The organism is Vibrio sp. 1641 (assembly GCF_033339995.1).
GTDB classification, from domain to species: domain Bacteria; phylum Pseudomonadota; class Gammaproteobacteria; order Enterobacterales; family Vibrionaceae; genus Vibrio; species Vibrio alginolyticus.
In genome coordinates this window covers 167,853-185,060 of the sequence record NZ_JAWOVP010000001.1, presented here as the reverse complement: position 1 = coordinate 185,060, position 17,208 = coordinate 167,853, and the positions used below count along the sequence as shown (strand labels likewise).

General features: G+C 45.9%; 14 protein-coding genes. 8 read left to right on the top strand and 6 right to left on the bottom strand.

Annotated elements, in window-relative coordinates; all coding sequences use genetic code 11:
• Positions 1 to 4: 4 nt before the first annotated feature.
• From R7Z47_RS00885 to R7Z47_RS00875, 3 genes are read left to right on the top strand one after another with little or no spacing between them, the layout of a single operon-like run.
• The gene (locus R7Z47_RS00885; protein ID WP_047731545.1) at positions 5 to 1,210 is read left to right on the top strand and encodes an MFS transporter; all 1,206 of its coding nucleotides are present in this window, start codon (positions 5 to 7) and stop codon (positions 1,208 to 1,210) included.
• Positions 1,182 to 3,011, top strand: coding sequence for an IucA/IucC family protein (locus R7Z47_RS00880; RefSeq protein ID WP_213875780.1), 1,830 nt, complete (start codon positions 1,182 to 1,184; stop codon positions 3,009 to 3,011). The genes R7Z47_RS00885 and R7Z47_RS00880 overlap by 29 nt, the downstream gene beginning before the upstream one ends.
• Positions 3,004 to 4,206, top strand: coding sequence for a type III PLP-dependent enzyme (locus R7Z47_RS00875; protein WP_137282962.1), 1,203 nt, complete (start codon positions 3,004 to 3,006; stop codon positions 4,204 to 4,206). Before R7Z47_RS00880 ends, R7Z47_RS00875 begins: the two co-directional genes overlap by 8 nt.
• 82 nt (positions 4,207 to 4,288) lie before the next feature.
• Here the strand turns inward: R7Z47_RS00875 and R7Z47_RS00870 are convergent, their stop codons facing one another.
• Complete coding sequence (locus R7Z47_RS00870; protein WP_318129759.1) at positions 4,289 to 4,735, bottom strand: DUF302 domain-containing protein; 447 nt, start codon at positions 4,733 to 4,735, stop codon at positions 4,289 to 4,291.
• A 227-nt stretch (positions 4,736 to 4,962) separates the two neighbouring features.
• Between R7Z47_RS00870 and R7Z47_RS00865 the strand changes: the two genes are divergently transcribed.
• Complete coding sequence (locus tag R7Z47_RS00865) at positions 4,963 to 6,954, top strand: peptidase U32 family protein (protein WP_086047185.1); 1,992 nt, start codon at positions 4,963 to 4,965, stop codon at positions 6,952 to 6,954.
• 30 nt (positions 6,955 to 6,984) lie between these two features.
• Here R7Z47_RS00865 and R7Z47_RS00860 read toward each other — a convergent pair whose 3' ends face one another.
• Genes R7Z47_RS00860 through R7Z47_RS00840 form a run of 5 tightly spaced genes read right to left on the bottom strand, consistent with a single transcriptional unit; the run spans position 6,985 to position 11,856 of the window.
• Positions 6,985 to 8,634 carry a glycosyltransferase family 39 protein gene (locus R7Z47_RS00860; RefSeq protein ID WP_262606647.1) on the bottom strand — a complete coding sequence of 550 codons (1,650 nt, stop codon included), beginning with the start codon at positions 8,632 to 8,634 and terminating at the stop codon, positions 6,985 to 6,987.
• Positions 8,631 to 9,347 carry a class I SAM-dependent methyltransferase gene (locus R7Z47_RS00855; protein WP_154204080.1) on the bottom strand — a complete coding sequence of 239 codons (717 nt, stop codon included), beginning with the start codon at positions 9,345 to 9,347 and terminating at the stop codon, positions 8,631 to 8,633. Before R7Z47_RS00855 ends, R7Z47_RS00860 begins: the two co-directional genes overlap by 4 nt.
• A gap of 13 nt (positions 9,348 to 9,360) precedes the next feature.
• Complete coding sequence (locus tag R7Z47_RS00850) at positions 9,361 to 9,738, bottom strand: GtrA family protein (protein WP_025520528.1); 378 nt, start codon at positions 9,736 to 9,738, stop codon at positions 9,361 to 9,363.
• A complete protein-coding gene (locus tag R7Z47_RS00845) occupies positions 9,725 to 10,675 on the bottom strand; it encodes a glycosyltransferase family 2 protein (RefSeq protein WP_137282956.1) in 951 nt (316 codons plus the stop codon). Before R7Z47_RS00845 ends, R7Z47_RS00850 begins: the two co-directional genes overlap by 14 nt.
• A gap of 8 nt (positions 10,676 to 10,683) precedes the next feature.
• On the bottom strand, positions 10,684 to 11,856 hold the full coding sequence (locus R7Z47_RS00840; protein ID WP_262606648.1) for a glycosyltransferase: 1,173 nt from the start codon (positions 11,854 to 11,856) through the stop codon (positions 10,684 to 10,686).
• Between the two features lie 266 nt (positions 11,857 to 12,122).
• Here R7Z47_RS00840 and R7Z47_RS00835 point away from each other — a divergent pair, with 266 nt between their 5' ends.
• From R7Z47_RS00835 to R7Z47_RS00820, 4 genes are all read left to right on the top strand, one after another.
• Positions 12,123 to 12,368, top strand: coding sequence for a DUF3297 family protein (locus tag R7Z47_RS00835; RefSeq protein ID WP_005374689.1), 246 nt, complete (start codon positions 12,123 to 12,125; stop codon positions 12,366 to 12,368).
• A 487-nt stretch (positions 12,369 to 12,855) separates the two neighbouring features.
• Positions 12,856 to 13,566 (top strand): ABC transporter ATP-binding protein, encoded by a 711-nt coding sequence (locus R7Z47_RS00830; RefSeq protein WP_213901547.1) that lies wholly within the window; start codon positions 12,856 to 12,858, stop codon positions 13,564 to 13,566.
• Complete coding sequence (locus tag R7Z47_RS00825) at positions 13,553 to 16,063, top strand: ABC transporter permease (RefSeq protein WP_318129758.1); 2,511 nt, start codon at positions 13,553 to 13,555, stop codon at positions 16,061 to 16,063. The genes R7Z47_RS00830 and R7Z47_RS00825 overlap by 14 nt, the downstream gene beginning before the upstream one ends.
• Positions 16,063 to 17,187: a lipocalin-like domain-containing protein gene (locus tag R7Z47_RS00820; protein WP_318129757.1), complete on the top strand. Its 1,125-nt coding sequence runs from the start codon at positions 16,063 to 16,065 to the stop codon at positions 17,185 to 17,187. The genes R7Z47_RS00825 and R7Z47_RS00820 overlap by 1 nt, the downstream gene beginning before the upstream one ends.
• Positions 17,188 to 17,208 lie beyond the last annotated feature (21 nt).

The window sequence follows — 17,208 nt, the reverse complement described above, 5'->3', positions numbered from 1 at the left end:
GATTATGACCAAACTCATCTACAGTGTGTTGTTGTGCCACTTTATCGCTGCGTTTGCCGCGTTAGGTATGCCGCTATTTCTACCCGTCGTGTTGCCAACATTAGGCGCAAGCATTGATGCGGACTGGGCAGGGGTATTGTTTATCCTACCTACGTTTTGTACTGCGTTGGCGGCGCGATTTTGGGGCAACTTTGCCGATCGCTACGGTCGCCGCCGCTCACTCTTGCGTGCGCAACTTGGCCTTGCAGCAGGGTTTGCGCTATGCGGCTTGGCAGACAACCTCGCCATGTTTGTGTTTGGTCTTATTGTTCAAGGAACCTTTGGCGGCACCATGGCCGCCTCGAACAGCTACTTATCTAGTCAAATTAAAGAAGCCAAAACACTCGGCAAGTCACTCAATAAAACCCAACTATCTGCTCGCTTGGCGCTGATCGTTGCGCCCATTGGGCTCGGCTGGAGCTTGTCCGAAACCAACCCACTCAACGCGTACCTTTGGTTATGCGTTTTGCCTTTAATTGCTATGGGCATCACGCTAGCACTGCCAGCGGATAAACCCGCCGAACAAAACCTCGAAAAGCCAAACTCAGAATCTCAGCAAGAACAACCCATTGCACAGAAAAACGCAATGCATGCCATTCGTTGGATCTTCTTTGCTCAGTTCGGGTTTGCGTTTTCTATGGTGGTGACCTTTCCTTATTTCTCGCCGTTTGTGCAGCAATATGGCATCACTAACCACGCATGGATCGGTTTTTTGTACGCACTGCCGCATGGTGTCTATCTGTTGCTGGCAGGCAAAATCCACGTGTTGTCAGATGGGCTGAATCGCCATCAACCGCTGCGCACGTTGTGGCTTGGGTTTGCATTGCTTGCCGTGAGCTCTGCCTTGCATTTGATTGCATCCGAAACCGCACTCATTGCTGCGAGAATTATCTTCGGCATCGCGATGGTGTGTTGTTATCACGGATTGCATCAGCATCTTGCGAGCAATCTGGATCGCAAACTCAGTGGCAAAGTATTTTCTCGCTTTGATGCCATGTCCAAATGGGGGGGCGTGGCAGCGGGATTTTGCGCTTCTTTCATTTCTAGCTTGGGGCTACTTGAGGTTCCTTTCCTACTTTCTGCGATAGTCAGCGTAATCACCTTGATCGCGCTGGTTCTCCATTCAAAATTTGGAAATCAACATGTTACAAACTCAATCCTCTCAGACTAGCGAGTTGCGCGCGCATGAGGTGCAGCTCAATCGGGAGAAGGCCCAACTCAACACGATAATGGGTGTTCTTAATTGTTACTTACGTGAATTTGCGCTACCGAATCAACAAGTGGAATGGCACTACCAATCGACATCGCTACCCCAAACGTTAAAACGCAACTATTCCGCTAAGCAGCGGGTAGCCGTTCATCTTTCTCAACAAAATGGCGTGCTGGTTTTGCCGATTCACTACGCGAGCAAACTGGGCAAAATCAAATTGGCAGAACTGCCGTGGGCGAAAATGCCGGGATCTGGTTGGGCGAAATTGGATGCCACGCAAACTCTTACGCTTTTGCTTAACTATCTCAAGCAGGTGTTGGCGATCCCGTTTAACCATGAGCTGATCGAACAACTAGAAAATAGCGTGCTGGTTACCGAGCAGTTTCTCAACGTCGCGCCCAAATCGCATCACAACGAGTTTATCGCTTCGGAACAGTCTCTGATTTGGGGGCATACTTTCCATCCGACCCCGAAAAGTCGTTCGGGCGTCACCATGGATGATCTCTTGGCGTTTTCTCCAGAAGTCGGCGCGCAAGTCCCGTTGTACTGGTTTGAAGTGGATACGTCCTTACTTGATGTGCTGAGTTCCGACGGAGAAGCTAACCCTGCTCAGCACATGCTACAACAGCTCGCGCCACAACACGCCACCAGCAATGGGAAGACCCTCTACCCTTGCCATCCTTGGGAAAGCTACACCATTTTGAGCAACCCAAGCGTGAAGCGTGCCATTGAACAAGGCAAGATCACGCCACTGGGTTTAGGTGGTGAAAAGATGCAGCCGACCTCTTCAGTTCGTACCCTCTACCACCCAGATATGGATTGGTTTGCGAAATTCTCCATCAACGTACGATTAACCAATTGCGTGCGCAAAAACGCGTGGTACGAACTCGACAGCGCCGTGCAGCTCACGTCGATTCTTAAACCAATTAGAGAAAACGAGCAGCTGCACAACCCCGTATTTAAAGTGATGACTGAGCCTTACGCCACCACGTTGAATCTAGAAAGTGTCGCTGAGCACAACTGGGACGACAACACCAAAGCGCGCGAATCGTTTGGGATTTTATACCGCGAAAATTTCTCGCTGAGCGAAGTCGACATATTAAAACCAACCCTCGCTGGCGCTCTGTTTGCTTACGACAAAAACGGCAACAGTTGCATTGCTCAACGCCTTAAAAACAAAGCGCGTACTACGCAAAATCGCTATTCCGACATCGCGACACTGTGGTTTGAACGCTATTTGCATTGCCTGATCCCGGGCGTGTTTAATTACTACTTCAAACACGGGGTGGCGTTTGAGCCGCATTTGCAAAACACCTTAATTGGCTTTGAGCAAGAGATGCCGTGTTGTGTTTGGATTCGTGATTTGGAAGGCACTAAATTACTGCCGGAGTTCTGGCCAGCAGAAACATTAACTGACTTGTCTGAACGCGCGCGACAATCGGTTTACTACAGTCGCGAACAAGGCTGGAATCGCATCGGATACTGCACCTTTATCAACAATATCAGCGAAGCGATTTTCTTCATCGCAGAAGGTGATGAGCCACTAGAGCAAACGCTGTGGAATGCGGTGCAAAGTGCCATTGTGCGTTGGCAGTCAGTGAATGGAAAACAGCCGGAACTAGAAGCGTTGCAGAATGGCGGTCACTTCCCAAGCAAAAATAATTTCACCACGCGTTTGATGCAAAAAGCCGATAAGGAGTCGGGCTATACCCAAGTCGCTGCGCCTTGGCAGCAACACGAAAAAGGAGCGCAACATGTCTAATTCACTCTCTCTACCGACACGCGTTAGCCAGCAAATTCACACGCTCGCACAGCAGCAAAATCAACCCTTGTGCGCGTACTTGTATGATCTAAACGCCTTAGAAGAACACATCAAACAAATGCGCCACGTTTTGCCGAAAAATGTCGAGCTATTTTACGCAGCCAAAGCCAATCCATCAGGCCCGATTCTTAAAACGCTCGCGCCGTATGTCGATGGTTTTGAAGCGGCATCTGGTGGGGAGTTGGCACACCTCCACCAGCAACAACTCGATAAGCCATTGATCTTCGGCGGCCCAGGAAAAATGCCAAGTGAATTGCAACAAGCGATTGAGCTGGATGTCGATGCGATTCATGTCGAAAGCCTCACCGAGCTAAAGCGCATTGGAGCACTAACCGAGCGCCTCAACCGCCCTGCTTCGATCTTTTTGCGTATGAACATTAATATCGGCGACATCACGCTCAGCAAGTTGGCGATGGGCGGCAAGCCGACCCCTTTTGGTTTTGACGAGTCCGAGCTGAGCAATACTTTGATGTTGCTGCGCGATTTCCCGCAAGTGTCACTCAAAGGCTTCCATTTTCACTTGATGTCGCATCAGCTCGATGTTGAACGTCACTTAGCGTTAATGCAGCGCTATTTCCAAGTCGTGAAAGCGTGGCAACAAGAGTTTGAACTCGGTGAGCTGATGATCAACTTGGGTGGAGGCATGGGGATTAACTACCAAAACCCTGAGCAACACTTTCCGTGGATGGAGTTTTGCGACAAGTTGGAATTCCTCATCGCCAAAGAGCAAGTGCAAGATTGGACACTGCGTTTTGAATGCGGACGTTTCATCACGGCGGCATGCGGTTATTACGTGATGGAAGTACTGGATATTAAGCAAAATCTTGGCGAAAACTTTGTCATCGCGCGCGGAGGAACTCACCACTTCCGCACGCCAGCGGCGCAGAGCCATGATCATCCATTCGTCATCCTGAAAAGCGAGCAACACCATGAGATTTCTCATCCAATTCAGCATGCACAAGCGACCTTTGTCGGCCAGCTTTGTACGCCCAAAGATGTGCTGGCACGCAATCAACACGTCGCCCACGTCGATATTGGTGATTACGTTGTGTTTACCTTAGCGGGCGCCTATGCGTGGAACATCTCCCATCAAAACTTCTTGATGCATGAACCGCCGATCTTCCACTATTTTTAAACGGCATACTTCGCTTCATTCAAGCCCCAATCATTGGGGCTTTTTTATTCTTCAACATAACAAGCAGCCCTAATACAGCACTCTACTTCGCCGCCGCGTGGGTTAAATTGCCCAGCACGCCGCTGATTTTGTTCAATACCTCGTCGCAGCCTTCAATATGATGGCGCTGTTTTAAATACATCGGATCGTTGTAAGCTAACCACGTTTTACCTTCAGCATCTTCATACACCAACACTTTTTGGGGTAAATCGAGCGCCACCTCCTGCGCACAGCTCATCAGTGGCGTGCCCACTTTAGGGTTCCCAAACACGATAACTTCAGTTGGTCGCAACGTCATATCGACTTTCGTGGCGTTCTCTTGATGGTTAATGCGCGCAAAGACGTTCAACCCTTTTTCTTGCGCGATAGCGACAAATTTATCCGCCGTATCTTTTGCTGAATGTGTGCTCGCAACGGTTACCACACCCTCCCCAGCCAACGTACTCAATGACGCCAACGCCACTACCAACCCCATCATTACTTTTTTCATTTGTCGTCCCTTCCTCTCTCTGAGTAGAAAACTAAATATAGAAAAACCAAGTGTAGGAAAACTATAGAAGTCAGATTCCGCTATGGCGAATTGCACTCTACCCACTCAAGAGTCGACCGTGTAACACGGATTAATTGATTCAGATTAATAAAGCATTAACTAGCCGAGCATCAAAAGCGTGAAATACGTAACATTTGCAGCCTATTTTAGTAAGAAAGAGAAAAGTAGTGACACGCGATCAATTTGAGTTATTAGCACCCGGTGGTGATTTAGATTCCATCAAAGCCGCCATTGCCGCTGGCGCCGATGCAATTTACTGTGGGCTCGACCGCTTCAATGCTCGTAACCGAGCGACCAACCTCACCTTAGATAACTTAAATGGCGTGTTAACGTTAGCCCATCAGCACAGATGTAAGATTTTCCTAACGTTGAATGTGCTGATTTTAGAAAGTGAAATTCCAGCGATTGTTCGCTTACTCAGCCAACTGAACACCACCAAAATCGATGGCGTGATCGTACAAGATCTCGGTCTGGCCTACATTCTCAAACATCACTTTCCCGATTTGGATGTGCACGCTTCAACGCAACTGAACACGCATAACGAAGGTCAGATCCTCTTTCTCAACCAGCTCACCGCAAGCCGAGTAAACTTATCTCGCGAACTTAACATCAGTGAGATAAAACATCTGGCGCAATTTGGTCGCGAGCACAACGTAATGATGGAAGTGTTTGTCCACGGCTCATACTGCATCGGATTCTCCGGAATTTGCTACATCAGTTCAGCTCGCAATGGCGCATCAGGTAACCGTGGACGCTGTAGCCAACCTTGTCGCGAACAGTACGAAACGACCAAAACAGGCAACAACTACCCACTTAATATGAAAGACAACTCCGCATTTAGCGATTTAGAAGCGCTTGCTGATGCGGGTGTGTATTCGTTGAAAGTGGAAGGCCGCATTAAGAAATCCCACTACGTGTACACCGTGGTCGATAACTGGCGTAAACAGATTGATCGCTTGTGTGAGGGTTTGGAACTCTCTGAAGACACCACAGAGTTATACACGGTGTTCAACCGTGATTTCTCCAACGCATTTTTGCAAGGTGATTTCGGCAAGGCGATGTACATCGACAACCCGCGCGACCACGCTGTAAAGCATTTTTCGAAGGTTTACCAATGCCAGTCTGCTGATGATGTACAAGCGGTGAAAAAGAAACTCTACGACGACAAAACCGCGATCATTGAGAAAGTGGCAGAGCAAACTAAGTCGTTCGATGTCACTTCGACACAAGTATCCGGCAGCAGCTTGAAAGGGTCGATTGATGTGCCAGCTCTGCCAGCGTTACCTCAACCAGAGCCTCGCCAAGGTGCGCCAAAATTATCGGTTCTGATCTCGTCAGCACAAGAAGCCATGCTGTGCGAATACCACGACGTTGATGTTTACTATCAATTGCCAATGGGATTGTCTGGTGAACTGAGCGCGATGATTGAATTGTTCCAAGCCAACCCAATGCTCAAACCTTGGTTCCCAGCCATTTTGATTGGCGAAGACTACCAATCCGCTCGTGTATTTTTGGAAACCATCCAACCTGAATTGTTGATCACCAACAACTCAGGCGTCAGCATGCTCGCAAAAGAGCTCGGCTTAGGCTGGGTGGCAGGCCCACAACTGAACACGGTGAACTCATACGCGTTTAAATGCCTTCAAGACGAGTTCGCGGCAAGTGGCGCGTTTGTTTCTAATGAGCTGAATATAAAGCAGATGCGCTATATCAAGCGTCCGAAAAACATGCGCAGCTTCTACAGCATTTATCATCCAAATACCCTACTCACGAGCCGCCAATGTTTGTTCCAACAAACCGAAGGATGCCGTAAGGTGAAGGTCAACAAAGGCTGTTTGAAACGCTGTGATAAACGCACGTCTATCATCAACTTAAAAGACAATCCTTACGTGGTGCAAAAACAGAAAGGCAGCCACAATTCAATCTACAGCGAGCACAACGTCTTAAACCTGCAAGTGCTGCACGATCTGCCGCAATTGTTTACCGATGTGTTGATCGATCTGCGTGATATCCAGACCGAAACGAAAGTCTCAGCAAGCAAACCTGAGTTGATTGACGCGTTCTTAGCTCTACTTGAAGATCACAGCGAACTAGCCATCCAAACGCTGAATGACATGATTCAACCAACAGCCAACGCGCAGTATTTAAAGGGGTTATAGGGGAACAAAACTAGGTTCTACAACTTTTTGCTAAGGGCCAAACAAATAGGGGGAACTCTCAGGATTGCTTTGCCTGAGCGCCTCAATGCCAAGGTGAGAAAAATACCAATGAAGAGTACAAGTACCATCTTGGGACATCAGTGTATACGCTCCGGAGTTGAGCCATATCTTCTCTCCGACAGACACACCAACACCATCAATAAAGCAACGGTTCAAGCGATCACTCTCAAGCACGTACCAACCCGAGCGCAGTAAATCGCCTCGAACACTAGATTGTGTTTTTAACCCAAGAGTCAGAATAAACGGAGCAATAGATACATAGTGTTGCCGAAGAGCATCACGGTCCTCCTCTAATAACCAATCAGGAATTCGATAACTTTCGACGATGAGTATCGGCTTTACTGCACGAATTTCCTGCCAAACGTCATACTTACCCCGATAGTAGTTGTCTATCTTGATGGCAGATGTTCGCCAATGATAAGTAGATGGACGAAAAAGACCTATTCCTTCATAGGCAAAGACAGCGTCGTCAACTTGCGTGTGCCTTTCTATGAATGTTTGTAGGGCGACTTGGTGCTGATTATTATGTTGTACCGGATAGTGGAGGATACGAGCAATCACAATCAAGAATAGTACGATACAAGTGACGACCGTCCCTTTCGACCACTCCCGAGTAGATGAAACAACGTACTGGATTGAGAACGCAACAAATACCGCAAGTATAGGGTAAAGTGTGACCAAGTTATATGCATGATAGTGGGGGTTAGCCAAAACCGACAACACAGCTAGTATAACCAAAGCTATCAAAAACTGAGCTTGCTTAAACGACAGTACTTTCCACTTACCGACACATATTCCCACTCCTATGAGAGCAAACAGCCAATAAACAATATCATGTAAAAAGTACTGTATCAGTACATCAACCTTCAGAGAGTTTGCGTCACTAACATGCGATGTCGAATACAGAAATAAATCAAACGTCGTGTACAAAAACAGTTCAAGTGAAGAGATTCCAACGGTCGCAACAAACAAAGCCACGCAAGAGATAATGCCTAACAAAAGCGCACTGACATCCAAGACAAAGTCACGTACGGAGCGCTTTTGAATTAGCCGAATAAGCCCGAAGAGCCCAATCACTACGCCAATCAAAATCGCCTTAAATTTGAAGAGTATCGCAAGCCCGAATAATAACCCCACCCAAAACAATTTATGAGCATCACTTCCTGGGCACACATACAACACAATGATTATTTGTAACCAAAGAAAAAGAATAACGAGGTCAGGACGAAGGTCAATGCCACGCATCACCATCGCAGAAGAGGCAAAGAGCAATAACAATGTAGTGAGTGCAATATTGACTGTAAATATTTGGCGAAGAAGCACATAGACTTGCCAACCTATCGCCAACAAAAACAAAACAAAAAACGAACGAAAAACGTAAATAAGCTCGAATCGTTCGCCAAAGAAAAAGTAAACTGGCGTCATCCAATCAAAAAGCAAAGTATAGCTATCAACATTGAAGTCAAGATTCGGCCGTTTCCCAACGCTCATTAACCATGTGGTATAAAGCGCCATGTAATCATCATTAACGAGCGCGAGATTGAATATGATGTAAACGTAAAAACCGAATAACAGACTTAAGTTAATCCCAAGTAGCCATCTAACTCTTGCTTCACTCATCGCTTCTTAAGTATCCAAACTTGTTTCGTTTTGAGTAAACTCGGCCAAATTGACTCAAGCCATATCAACGGGCGCATTAAAATGCCTGGAATAAAGTTATAGACAAAGCTAGGAAAGAGCAGGATCACTTGAGAGTCTATAACCTCGAAACCGTGTGCATCTGCCAGCTTGTAAATACTAGATGTGCTATTGGTGTAAACATCTCCTCCTAGCTGTTCAGAAAAAAGTCGGGTCCAAGTTCGCGGAGACCACCTTAGGCTATCAAAAATAAGATATCCTTCTGGTGCAATTACCCGTTCAAACTCCGAAAACAACCGATCTTGATCATCGCAATGAAACAGAAAACGACTAGATAATACTACTGAAAACTGCTGCTCTGGATATGTCGTTGAATAGATGTCTTGTTTAGAAAAATGTGTTTTTTGGAACAAAGGGTTCTCGTAACAAACTGCGAGCATCTCATCAGAGTAATCTGCCGCATAAACTTTTTTAAAGCCAGACGCCTTAATAGTTGGAAGCATTCTTCCCGTGCCACAGGGTATATCTAGAATTGACTCTTGCAAGGAGCAGATATTAAGAAACTGTGAAAACAAAGACACTTCAGACTGATGTACAAATTGTCCACCAACATTTGAAAAACGTAGATCTTCATACTTTTTCACCGTTTCAGAATCACTGTAGAAATCTTGTTTTTCTTGCCGATTCGTTTTCATAAGTCACCTCTTTTCAGCGCTGAAACAAATGAGCTTGATTAAAGACAATGCGTTTCATTAATAGATATACAATTGGGAAACGAATCAACACGACCAAAATCTGCGAAATGAGAACATGAATGCCTACAATACTTTTAAAGATATAAAGCAGTAAAACACTCAAGAACAATGATCCTGCCGTTATGGTGATGAATTTAAAAAAGCTTCTTACATTTGCACAAACAGAAAACGTATATCTTGAGTTCATGATGTAACTAAAGGCAGAACCCACTAAAAAAGACAAAACAGAAGATGTCAAATAATAGACATCAAAATAAATAAGAACACAAAAAACGAGGTAACTGACCAGAGTATTCATGATACCCACTGAACCAAACTTAACTATCTTCATCGCTACTCTTTATATTCCTTGTGTAACGAATAATGTAATCGGGTCGGTCTTGACCTTGCTCGAAAATTCGCCCGACGTAAGAGCCGATTAAGGCAATAAAGAACAATAAAATCCCTGAGAAAAAGACTTGGAAAAAGATGATTGATGTCCAACCATCGACAGTTGTGCCAAAAACGAACTTACTTACTAGTGCTTTGGTGAGATATAACAAGCCAAGTGACCACATCAATGTTGAGATAACAAACATCAGTTGAATAGGAAAGCGGGAAAAATTAAGTACCGCGTCTGACGCTAAAGCAAACATCTTGGTAAGTGAATACTTCGTTTCTCCTGCATGTCTACCATCACGTTCATATTGAATAATGGTTTGATTAAATCCGATAATGGCAAAAATACCCCTCAAGTATTTGTGCTTCTCTCGGTAACATGAAATGGCCTCTCTAACTGGCTTAGTAAATGCTCGAAAATCACCGCAATCTTCAATTAAATTAGCGGGAGAAGTAAGGGATAAAAAACGATAAAACAATTTTGCACTAATTAGCTTAAAAGCGGTTTCATTTCGTCTTGACAAGCGTTGGGCATGGACGATATCAAAGCCTTTATCGATCTCTTCCAAGAACTGTGTAATAACTTCTGGGGGATCTTGAAGATCGATATCAATGGTAATATTAATATCTCCAGTTGCAGCTTCGATTCCAGCAAACAAAGCGGTTTGCTGCCCAACATTCGCAGCAAGATGCACGATCACTAATCGTTCATCCGCCATAGCCAGCTTGTCTAAAATTACTGCACTTTTATCAAAACTAGCATCATTAACTACAACAAACTCAAACAAATACTGATCGTATTGCTTAGCAATTTCGCACAAACGCGAGTAATACTCCTCGATGACAGACTCTTCATTAAAACACGGAGCGATAAAGCTAATTTTATCCATACTCCCTCCTACCCAAGGCCGAGTGTTCGCGCATAGCCAGACACAAAACTTTCTAACGTATAACGAACTTTAAACTGCTCTATTTGATTTCTAGACATCTGGTCAAGTTGACCTAACTTAAAACCGTTCTCTATCGCACTTGCACTCGCTTCTAAATCATCCAGATCAATTTCAATGGCATTAGAACCGAATTGAATGACATCCGATAATTGCTCGAAATCAGGAATCGCAATCGGTAATCCGCAAGATACCGCCTCCACGATTAGGTTAGGTGTTAGGCTCGTTCCGACACATGTCCTTAGTGGTAAAACCAACAAATCTGCACTCGCCATCTCAACTGAAATATCAATGCTCTCTTTAAACTCTATTTGGTGATGTAGCTCATGTTTAGAAACAAGTTTCTCTATATTTGCTTGGTCGCCGAAGCCACTGAGACAGAGCGTTAGATCAAAATCGATACATTCTCGCTTCTTTAGTATTGCAGCCAATTCAATTAAAGCGTCAACGCCTTTTGATGGCTTAGAATGCCCGATATAAAGTAAAGACATTCTTTGTGTCTTCTTTGCAGGGTTAGGTCGCGAAAAGTGCTCAGAAAAAACCCCATTTTGAATGAAATAGACTGGCAAATGAGACAGAGAAGATAACTGAAATTTCTGGTAGTTACTGTGCACAATCGCTTGACAAAAATTGTCTAACAAACGCTTGTATAAAGGCGCACTGATAAACGAATTAAATAGCAATAAATGTAAATACTTAAACCAATTCCGAAAAAAATAATGCTTGTTATTACGGACCTCGTCTAAGGTCAAATATGACTGCCAAATGGATAAAGTCGTCTGCTTTTGATATCGAGATTTTAAAAAGAAAAAAACCACCAATAGTTCTATAGGCGTAGCAATATGTAGGTTAACCTTCGCACTGTTGGTTTTCTCGATCAGCCTGTTGAGCTCTCTACATAAGTAAATAAGATTCATCAGCCCCTCAAACAGAGATTCATATCGACTCTCATTACGAAAGGTATGTTGTTCAACCTTAATATGAGAACGAAACTCAGTTGGAGTAACAGTGACAACATGATGTCCATTCTCAGTTAAGCACTGCGCTAAATTGACGAAGTTTTTACTCATTGCTTCTTTTTGATCACTTCGAAATCTAGCGATAGCTAAGATCACAAGTTCCATTTGTTTTCCTAATACTTATCGCACCTAATAACCATAGTATAAACAACGAGAACCTGAGAAACTGTTTACTAGTAAGAGAATCAAAATGATAAAAAGATAATGATTGAATTAGTTTTAAAAGGGCTCACCGAAAGAGCAAAAGGAGATAGATAAAAATCAGGGCTTTATTGCAGTTCGGTCCATTAAAACCAGTCACAGTCCTTGAACACTCGCCTTGCACTGACTACAATGACGCACTTTTTTTAATGACTTCAAGGTCACACAAAATGACAGATACAGCTAAACCAGCTCTACCAGATCGCCTAGCGGGTAACCCACGTAGCCCATTCTTCATCAAAGAATGCTTCGAGCACCAAATCGGTATTCGTATCAACGGCCAAGAGCGTACTGACGTAGAAGAATACTGCATCAGCGAAGGTTGGGTAAAAATTGCTTCTCCTAAAGCAAAAGACCGTTTCGGTAACCCAATGCTAATCAAGCTTAAAGGCGAAGTTGAAGCGTACTACGTGTAAGCTGACCACGCTGAATATATTTGAAAGCTCGAGTTTGACTCGGGCTTTTTTAATGCCTGTCATATCCCTTCCTCATTTAATCTCTTCCCTCTTCTTTTCAGTACAAAGTAGGGTCTGTTTATCTTTCGAGATTAAGTTTTGTTCGAGATAAAATCGTTTTAGGCGAGGCAAGGAGTGTGTAGCCTAGCATTCTAAGTAAATACTCCTTAACAAAGCATAGAACGATTTTAGCCGAACCCTTTGGACAGCGTTTGTTAGTCATTTCTACTGCGTTATCAGCTTTTTTATGTAGGCTAACTACACATCAAAGCTTCTGCCTTGCACAAATACCCAACAATTCGCTGCAAAAATCAGCTCGAAAGGTCAACAGACCCTAAACTCGATGTAAATCGCTGTTTTTATCTGATTGTTGTCTAAAGTTTCTAAAGAACGAACAGCAATAGAGATTGCCAAAAGAAACGACACCTTTTGAATACAGGGAGAGGAAATGGAAAGCCCACTTGTCACACTCAAACACGCCAGCAAAAGCTTTGTCGATGGCAAAGAGACACATCGCGTGTTGGAAGGCGTCGACTTTACGTTGAACACAGGAGCGAGCGTTGCGCTGACGGGTGCAAGTGGTAGCGGCAAAAGTACCTTACTCAATGTCATCGCTGGCTTTGAGCCGCTTTCCGATGGTGAGTTGTGGTTAGATGGCGATAACACGGCGGCTTGGAAAGACCCACAATGGAGCCGATTTCGACATAAAAAACTCGGTGTTATCTTTCAGCAATTTAATCTATTAACGCCACTCAACGTGCAGCAAAACATCGCCTTCCCTCTGCATTTGAATCAACAAAAATGGAACGACTGGTGCAATTATTTGGTCGAGACTCTAGGCATCAGCCAACTGCTCGACAGGCATGTTTCTGCCCTTTCCGGTGGCCAACAACAACGAGTCGCTATTGCGCGCGCATTGGCACACAAACCTAAACTGCTACTTGCTGATGAACCCACAGGAAACCTTGACCAAAAAGCAGGGTTAGAAGTGATGAAACTGCTCAGTGAAATCACCACCCAAGGCAATACCGCCGTGCTCTTGGTGACCCACAGCCATGAATGCGCTGAATTTATGAAAGCACGGCTGCGATTGGATAACAGTCAGCTACAGAACAGCCATCAAGTAAACAAACATGAGCTTCACCATGAAGCAAACTAAGCCATCAAACACCAGATTCACTCATACTCGACTCGCCCTGAATCTGTTTGCAGCGCACTATCGGCAGGCGCCACTGCAAGCCGCCGCAATTCTGATCGGTATCGTGCTGGCCGTGACCTTGTTTGTTGCGGTGCAAGCCATCAACCTCAATGCCAAGCGCAGTTATGCGGAGTCTACCGAGCAGCTTAGCGCACAAGCTCAGAACGTAATTATTCCACCAGCAGGGCAAAACTATCTGCCCGAATCGCTCTACTTCACCCTTAGACAAAACGGGCTCAGTGCAGCGCTACCTGTAATCGAAGGGCGAGTGAGAGACGAACAAGGGCGTCGCTGGTCAGTACAAGGCAGCGAGTTGATTGCCGCCATCTCTTCACGTTCGCGCTATTCTTCAGAAAACCAACAAAACGTATCTTTGTTCGATAGTGCGTTACCTTTACCTGAGCTTTTAGCTGGCAAGCCAATCGTGATGATGAGTCAATCTCAACATCAAAACTTAGGAGAAGTAGAAACCCTAACTCTGGACGACATTCCAACCCAAGTGGTGGTGCTACCCGACGAATGGCAGTTAGGTAGCCGAATGTTGATGGACATTGGTTTTGCCCAGCAACTGCTCAATAAACAAGGACAGCTCAGTTACATTGCGGTTTTCCATTCGGGTGTTAAAGGGAATAAAGACACGCAAGCAAATTGGCAGAAGCTGATTGGCGATCAAGGGCAATGGATTTCCAACAATCAAAGCACAGACCTTGGCTCGCTGACCGACAGCTTTCACCTCAATCTCACAGCAATGAGCTTACTTGCCTTTTTAGTCGGGCTGTTCATTGCCTACAACGGCGTAAAATACAGTTTGCTGAAACGCAATCGTCTGTTAGTACAAATCCAACAGGCAGGTGTTGCGCCGAGCATTGTGTTCTCTGCGCTGTTGGTTGAACTCACTATTCTCGTTACCATCGGTGCTTCACTGGGTTTTGTATTGGGCATGCAGCTCAGCCATTGGTTGCATCCGACCGTAGCACTGACTCTAGAACAACTTTATGGTGCGACACTGCTGCCCGGCACTTGGCAGTGGCAATGGTGGGCGCAAGCCCTGCTGCTCACGTTAGCCGCAACACTATTGGCATGTTGGCAGCACTTTAAACAGCGAGTGCGCCAGCCGCTCTCCTCTCATGGTGGATTTTATCAAGCACCTGAAGCCTCTAACGAAAACCAATTGTTCTTGATAGGTGCTGCGTTAACGATTCTTGCGCTTGCGGGTTTGTGGCTGAGTGAGCACCACCGATTTACCATGGCGTGGCTCGGCGTGCTTGTGGTGTCGATTCCTTTGTATCTACCCAAAACACTCAGCGTATTAGCCAATTGGTGTGAAAAACGCACCAGTTCCGGTTTGATGCAGTATCTGTTTGCTGAGCTGCGCGAGCTGATTTCTCCGCTTTCTCTCGCCATGATGGCACTGCTACTCGCCGTTACAGCCAATATGGGCATGAACACGCTAGTTGGCAGCTTTGAGTCCACCCTAAAGCAGTGGTTAGAACAAAGGTTACACGCTGATATTTACGTCAGCCCTGCCCAAGGGGAAATCGCAGATGTAGAGCGCGCATTAGGACAGTTCGATAAGGTTGAGACCGTCTACAAGCAATACTACGTCGATGATAACCTGCAAGGTTTACCGATTTTGCTTGGCACTAAAGACAAAGACACCTTAGAGCAAACCATGGTGTTCAAATCGCATTTGGAGAACTTCTGGCCGCGCTTTTACCAAGGTGAGTTAGTCGCTATTAGTGAGCCAACCGCGGTCAAACTGGGTTTATCACTGGGTAGCGAGCTCACGCTTGATGCCGTTCCAAATAAGAACCTACTTGTGGGTGCGGTATTCCATGATTACGGCTCACCCAACGGTGAAGTCTTATTAGCACCAAAGTTATGGCAAGAGAGTGGCTTTACCGACCTGCCAACAAGCCTTGGCATTAAAGTCTCAGGTGACCCACAAATCGTCTACGACCAACTGCGCGAGCAATTGAATCTGCATCCAAGTCAGCTCTACGATCAGGCGCAAATCAAATCCATCGCGTTAGATATTTTCTCGCAGACCTTCGCCATTACACGCGCGCTCAACGGCGTGACGTTGATGGTCGCGGTGATTGGTTTGTTCAGTGCTTGCTTCATGTTGCTCGACGCGCGCAAAGCCGCCATTGCAAGGCTGTATGCACTTGGTGTCAGCCGTCGTAAATTAATGACCATGGTGGTCGGACAGATCGTCGCTCTGGTCAGTTTTATTCTGGTAATCGCCCTGCCCCTCGGTGCCATGGTGGGTTATGTACTGACAGACATCGTCACCTTGCGCGCTTTTGGTTGGAGCTTAAATTATCTGTGGAATTGGAGTGACGCCCTCAGCATTGCGGCGATCACCATCTTGGTGGCAGTGATTGCGACCTTGATTCCGCTGTGGCGATTGGTCAGCAAGCCTGTCGTATCCAGTTTGCAAAGCGAGGTGTTGTGATGGTTCGATTGGCAAGCAAACTTACTCTACTCATAAGCAGCTTATTCCTATTCGGTTGTGAAGATGCCCAACAAAAAAATATGGGCACGCAAAATATGGGCACGTTGCTGGGCAGTGGAGAAACACAAAGCGAGAGCAACCTATTCACACCCGTAGAAAAAGGGGTTGAACTCACCTTCCCAGCAGACCATCAAGCGCACCCGAACTTTCGTCATGAATGGTGGTACTTAACCGCTAACTTAATTGATGAAGATGGCAACCCACTTGGCGTCCAGTGGACACAATTTCGCTTTGCTGCTGCGCCGCCAAGGGGCGAAGATGACGTGAAGAAAACCGAGTGGCAAACTCAGCAAATCTACATGGCGCACAGCGCGGTCACTACAACGGACAAACACTACGCCGATGAAAAATGGTCACGCGCTCAAGCCTCTCTAGCCGGCGTCGACACTTCACCCTTTCGTGTTTACCTCGATGATTGGCAGTGGACTTCTTCAACCAACGACCTCTTCCCTGCCACATTGAAGGCAAACTCCGAACAGTTTGGCTACTCGCTGACGCTTACCAGCAGCGCACCTTATCAAAAGCAAGGCGAACAAGGTTACAGCACCAAAAGTGCCGATGGTCAGGTGGCTTCGTATTACTACAGCCAACCGTTTATTGATGTGTCTGGTGAGGTCACTATCGACGGCGAAACCCATCAAGTATCCGGCAAAGGTTGGATAGACCGAGAGTGGAGCTCGCAGTTCTTACTCGACTCACAACAAGGCTGGGACTGGTTTGCCCTAAGGTTGAGTGACGACACCAGCTTGGTGGTGTTCCAATTGCGGGATTCCAAAACCGGAGCAGCCAGTTACTCCAGTGCAAGACTGATGCAGCAAGACGGCTCTGGCATCGCTATCTCACAAAAAGACATTCAGTTAGAGGCGACTAAGCAAACTGAAATCCAAGGGCGAAAGTATCCAACCCAGTGGCAAGTATCGATTCCTAACCAGCAAATCGAACTTACGGTTTCTGCCCTCAACCCGAACGCGAAAATGCCCCTTTCTGTGCCTTATTGGGAAGGCCCAGTGCGTATTGATGGCTCTCATTCTGGGACTGGTTATATGGAACTAACGGGGTATTGAAATATTGCGCGGGAGCCCCAA

Bases quoted from the DNA above. Each gene is read 5' to 3' on its own strand.
- R7Z47_RS00885 (WP_047731545.1), top strand. From the start codon at position 5: ATGACCAAACTCATCTACAGTGTGTTGTTGTGCCACTTTATCGCTGCG.
- R7Z47_RS00880 (WP_213875780.1), top strand. From the start codon at position 1,182: ATGTTACAAACTCAATCCTCTCAGACTAGCGAGTTGCGCGCGCATGAG.
- R7Z47_RS00875 (WP_137282962.1), top strand. From the start codon at position 3,004: ATGTCTAATTCACTCTCTCTACCGACACGCGTTAGCCAGCAAATTCAC.
- R7Z47_RS00870 (WP_318129759.1), bottom strand. From the start codon at position 4,735: ATGAAAAAAGTAATGATGGGGTTGGTAGTGGCGTTGGCGTCATTGAGT.
- R7Z47_RS00860 (WP_262606647.1), bottom strand. From the start codon at position 8,634: ATGAGTGAAGCAAGAGTTAGATGGCTACTTGGGATTAACTTAAGTCTG.
- R7Z47_RS00855 (WP_154204080.1), bottom strand. From the start codon at position 9,347: ATGAAAACGAATCGGCAAGAAAAACAAGATTTCTACAGTGATTCTGAA.
- R7Z47_RS00850 (WP_025520528.1), bottom strand. From the start codon at position 9,738: ATGAAGATAGTTAAGTTTGGTTCAGTGGGTATCATGAATACTCTGGTC.
- R7Z47_RS00845 (WP_137282956.1), bottom strand. From the start codon at position 10,675: ATGGATAAAATTAGCTTTATCGCTCCGTGTTTTAATGAAGAGTCTGTC.
- R7Z47_RS00840 (WP_262606648.1), bottom strand. From the start codon at position 11,856: ATGGAACTTGTGATCTTAGCTATCGCTAGATTTCGAAGTGATCAAAAA.
- R7Z47_RS00835 (WP_005374689.1), top strand. From the start codon at position 12,123: ATGACAGATACAGCTAAACCAGCTCTACCAGATCGCCTAGCGGGTAAC.
- R7Z47_RS00830 (WP_213901547.1), top strand. From the start codon at position 12,856: ATGGAAAGCCCACTTGTCACACTCAAACACGCCAGCAAAAGCTTTGTC.
- R7Z47_RS00825 (WP_318129758.1), top strand. From the start codon at position 13,553: ATGAAGCAAACTAAGCCATCAAACACCAGATTCACTCATACTCGACTC.
- R7Z47_RS00820 (WP_318129757.1), top strand. From the start codon at position 16,063: ATGGTTCGATTGGCAAGCAAACTTACTCTACTCATAAGCAGCTTATTC.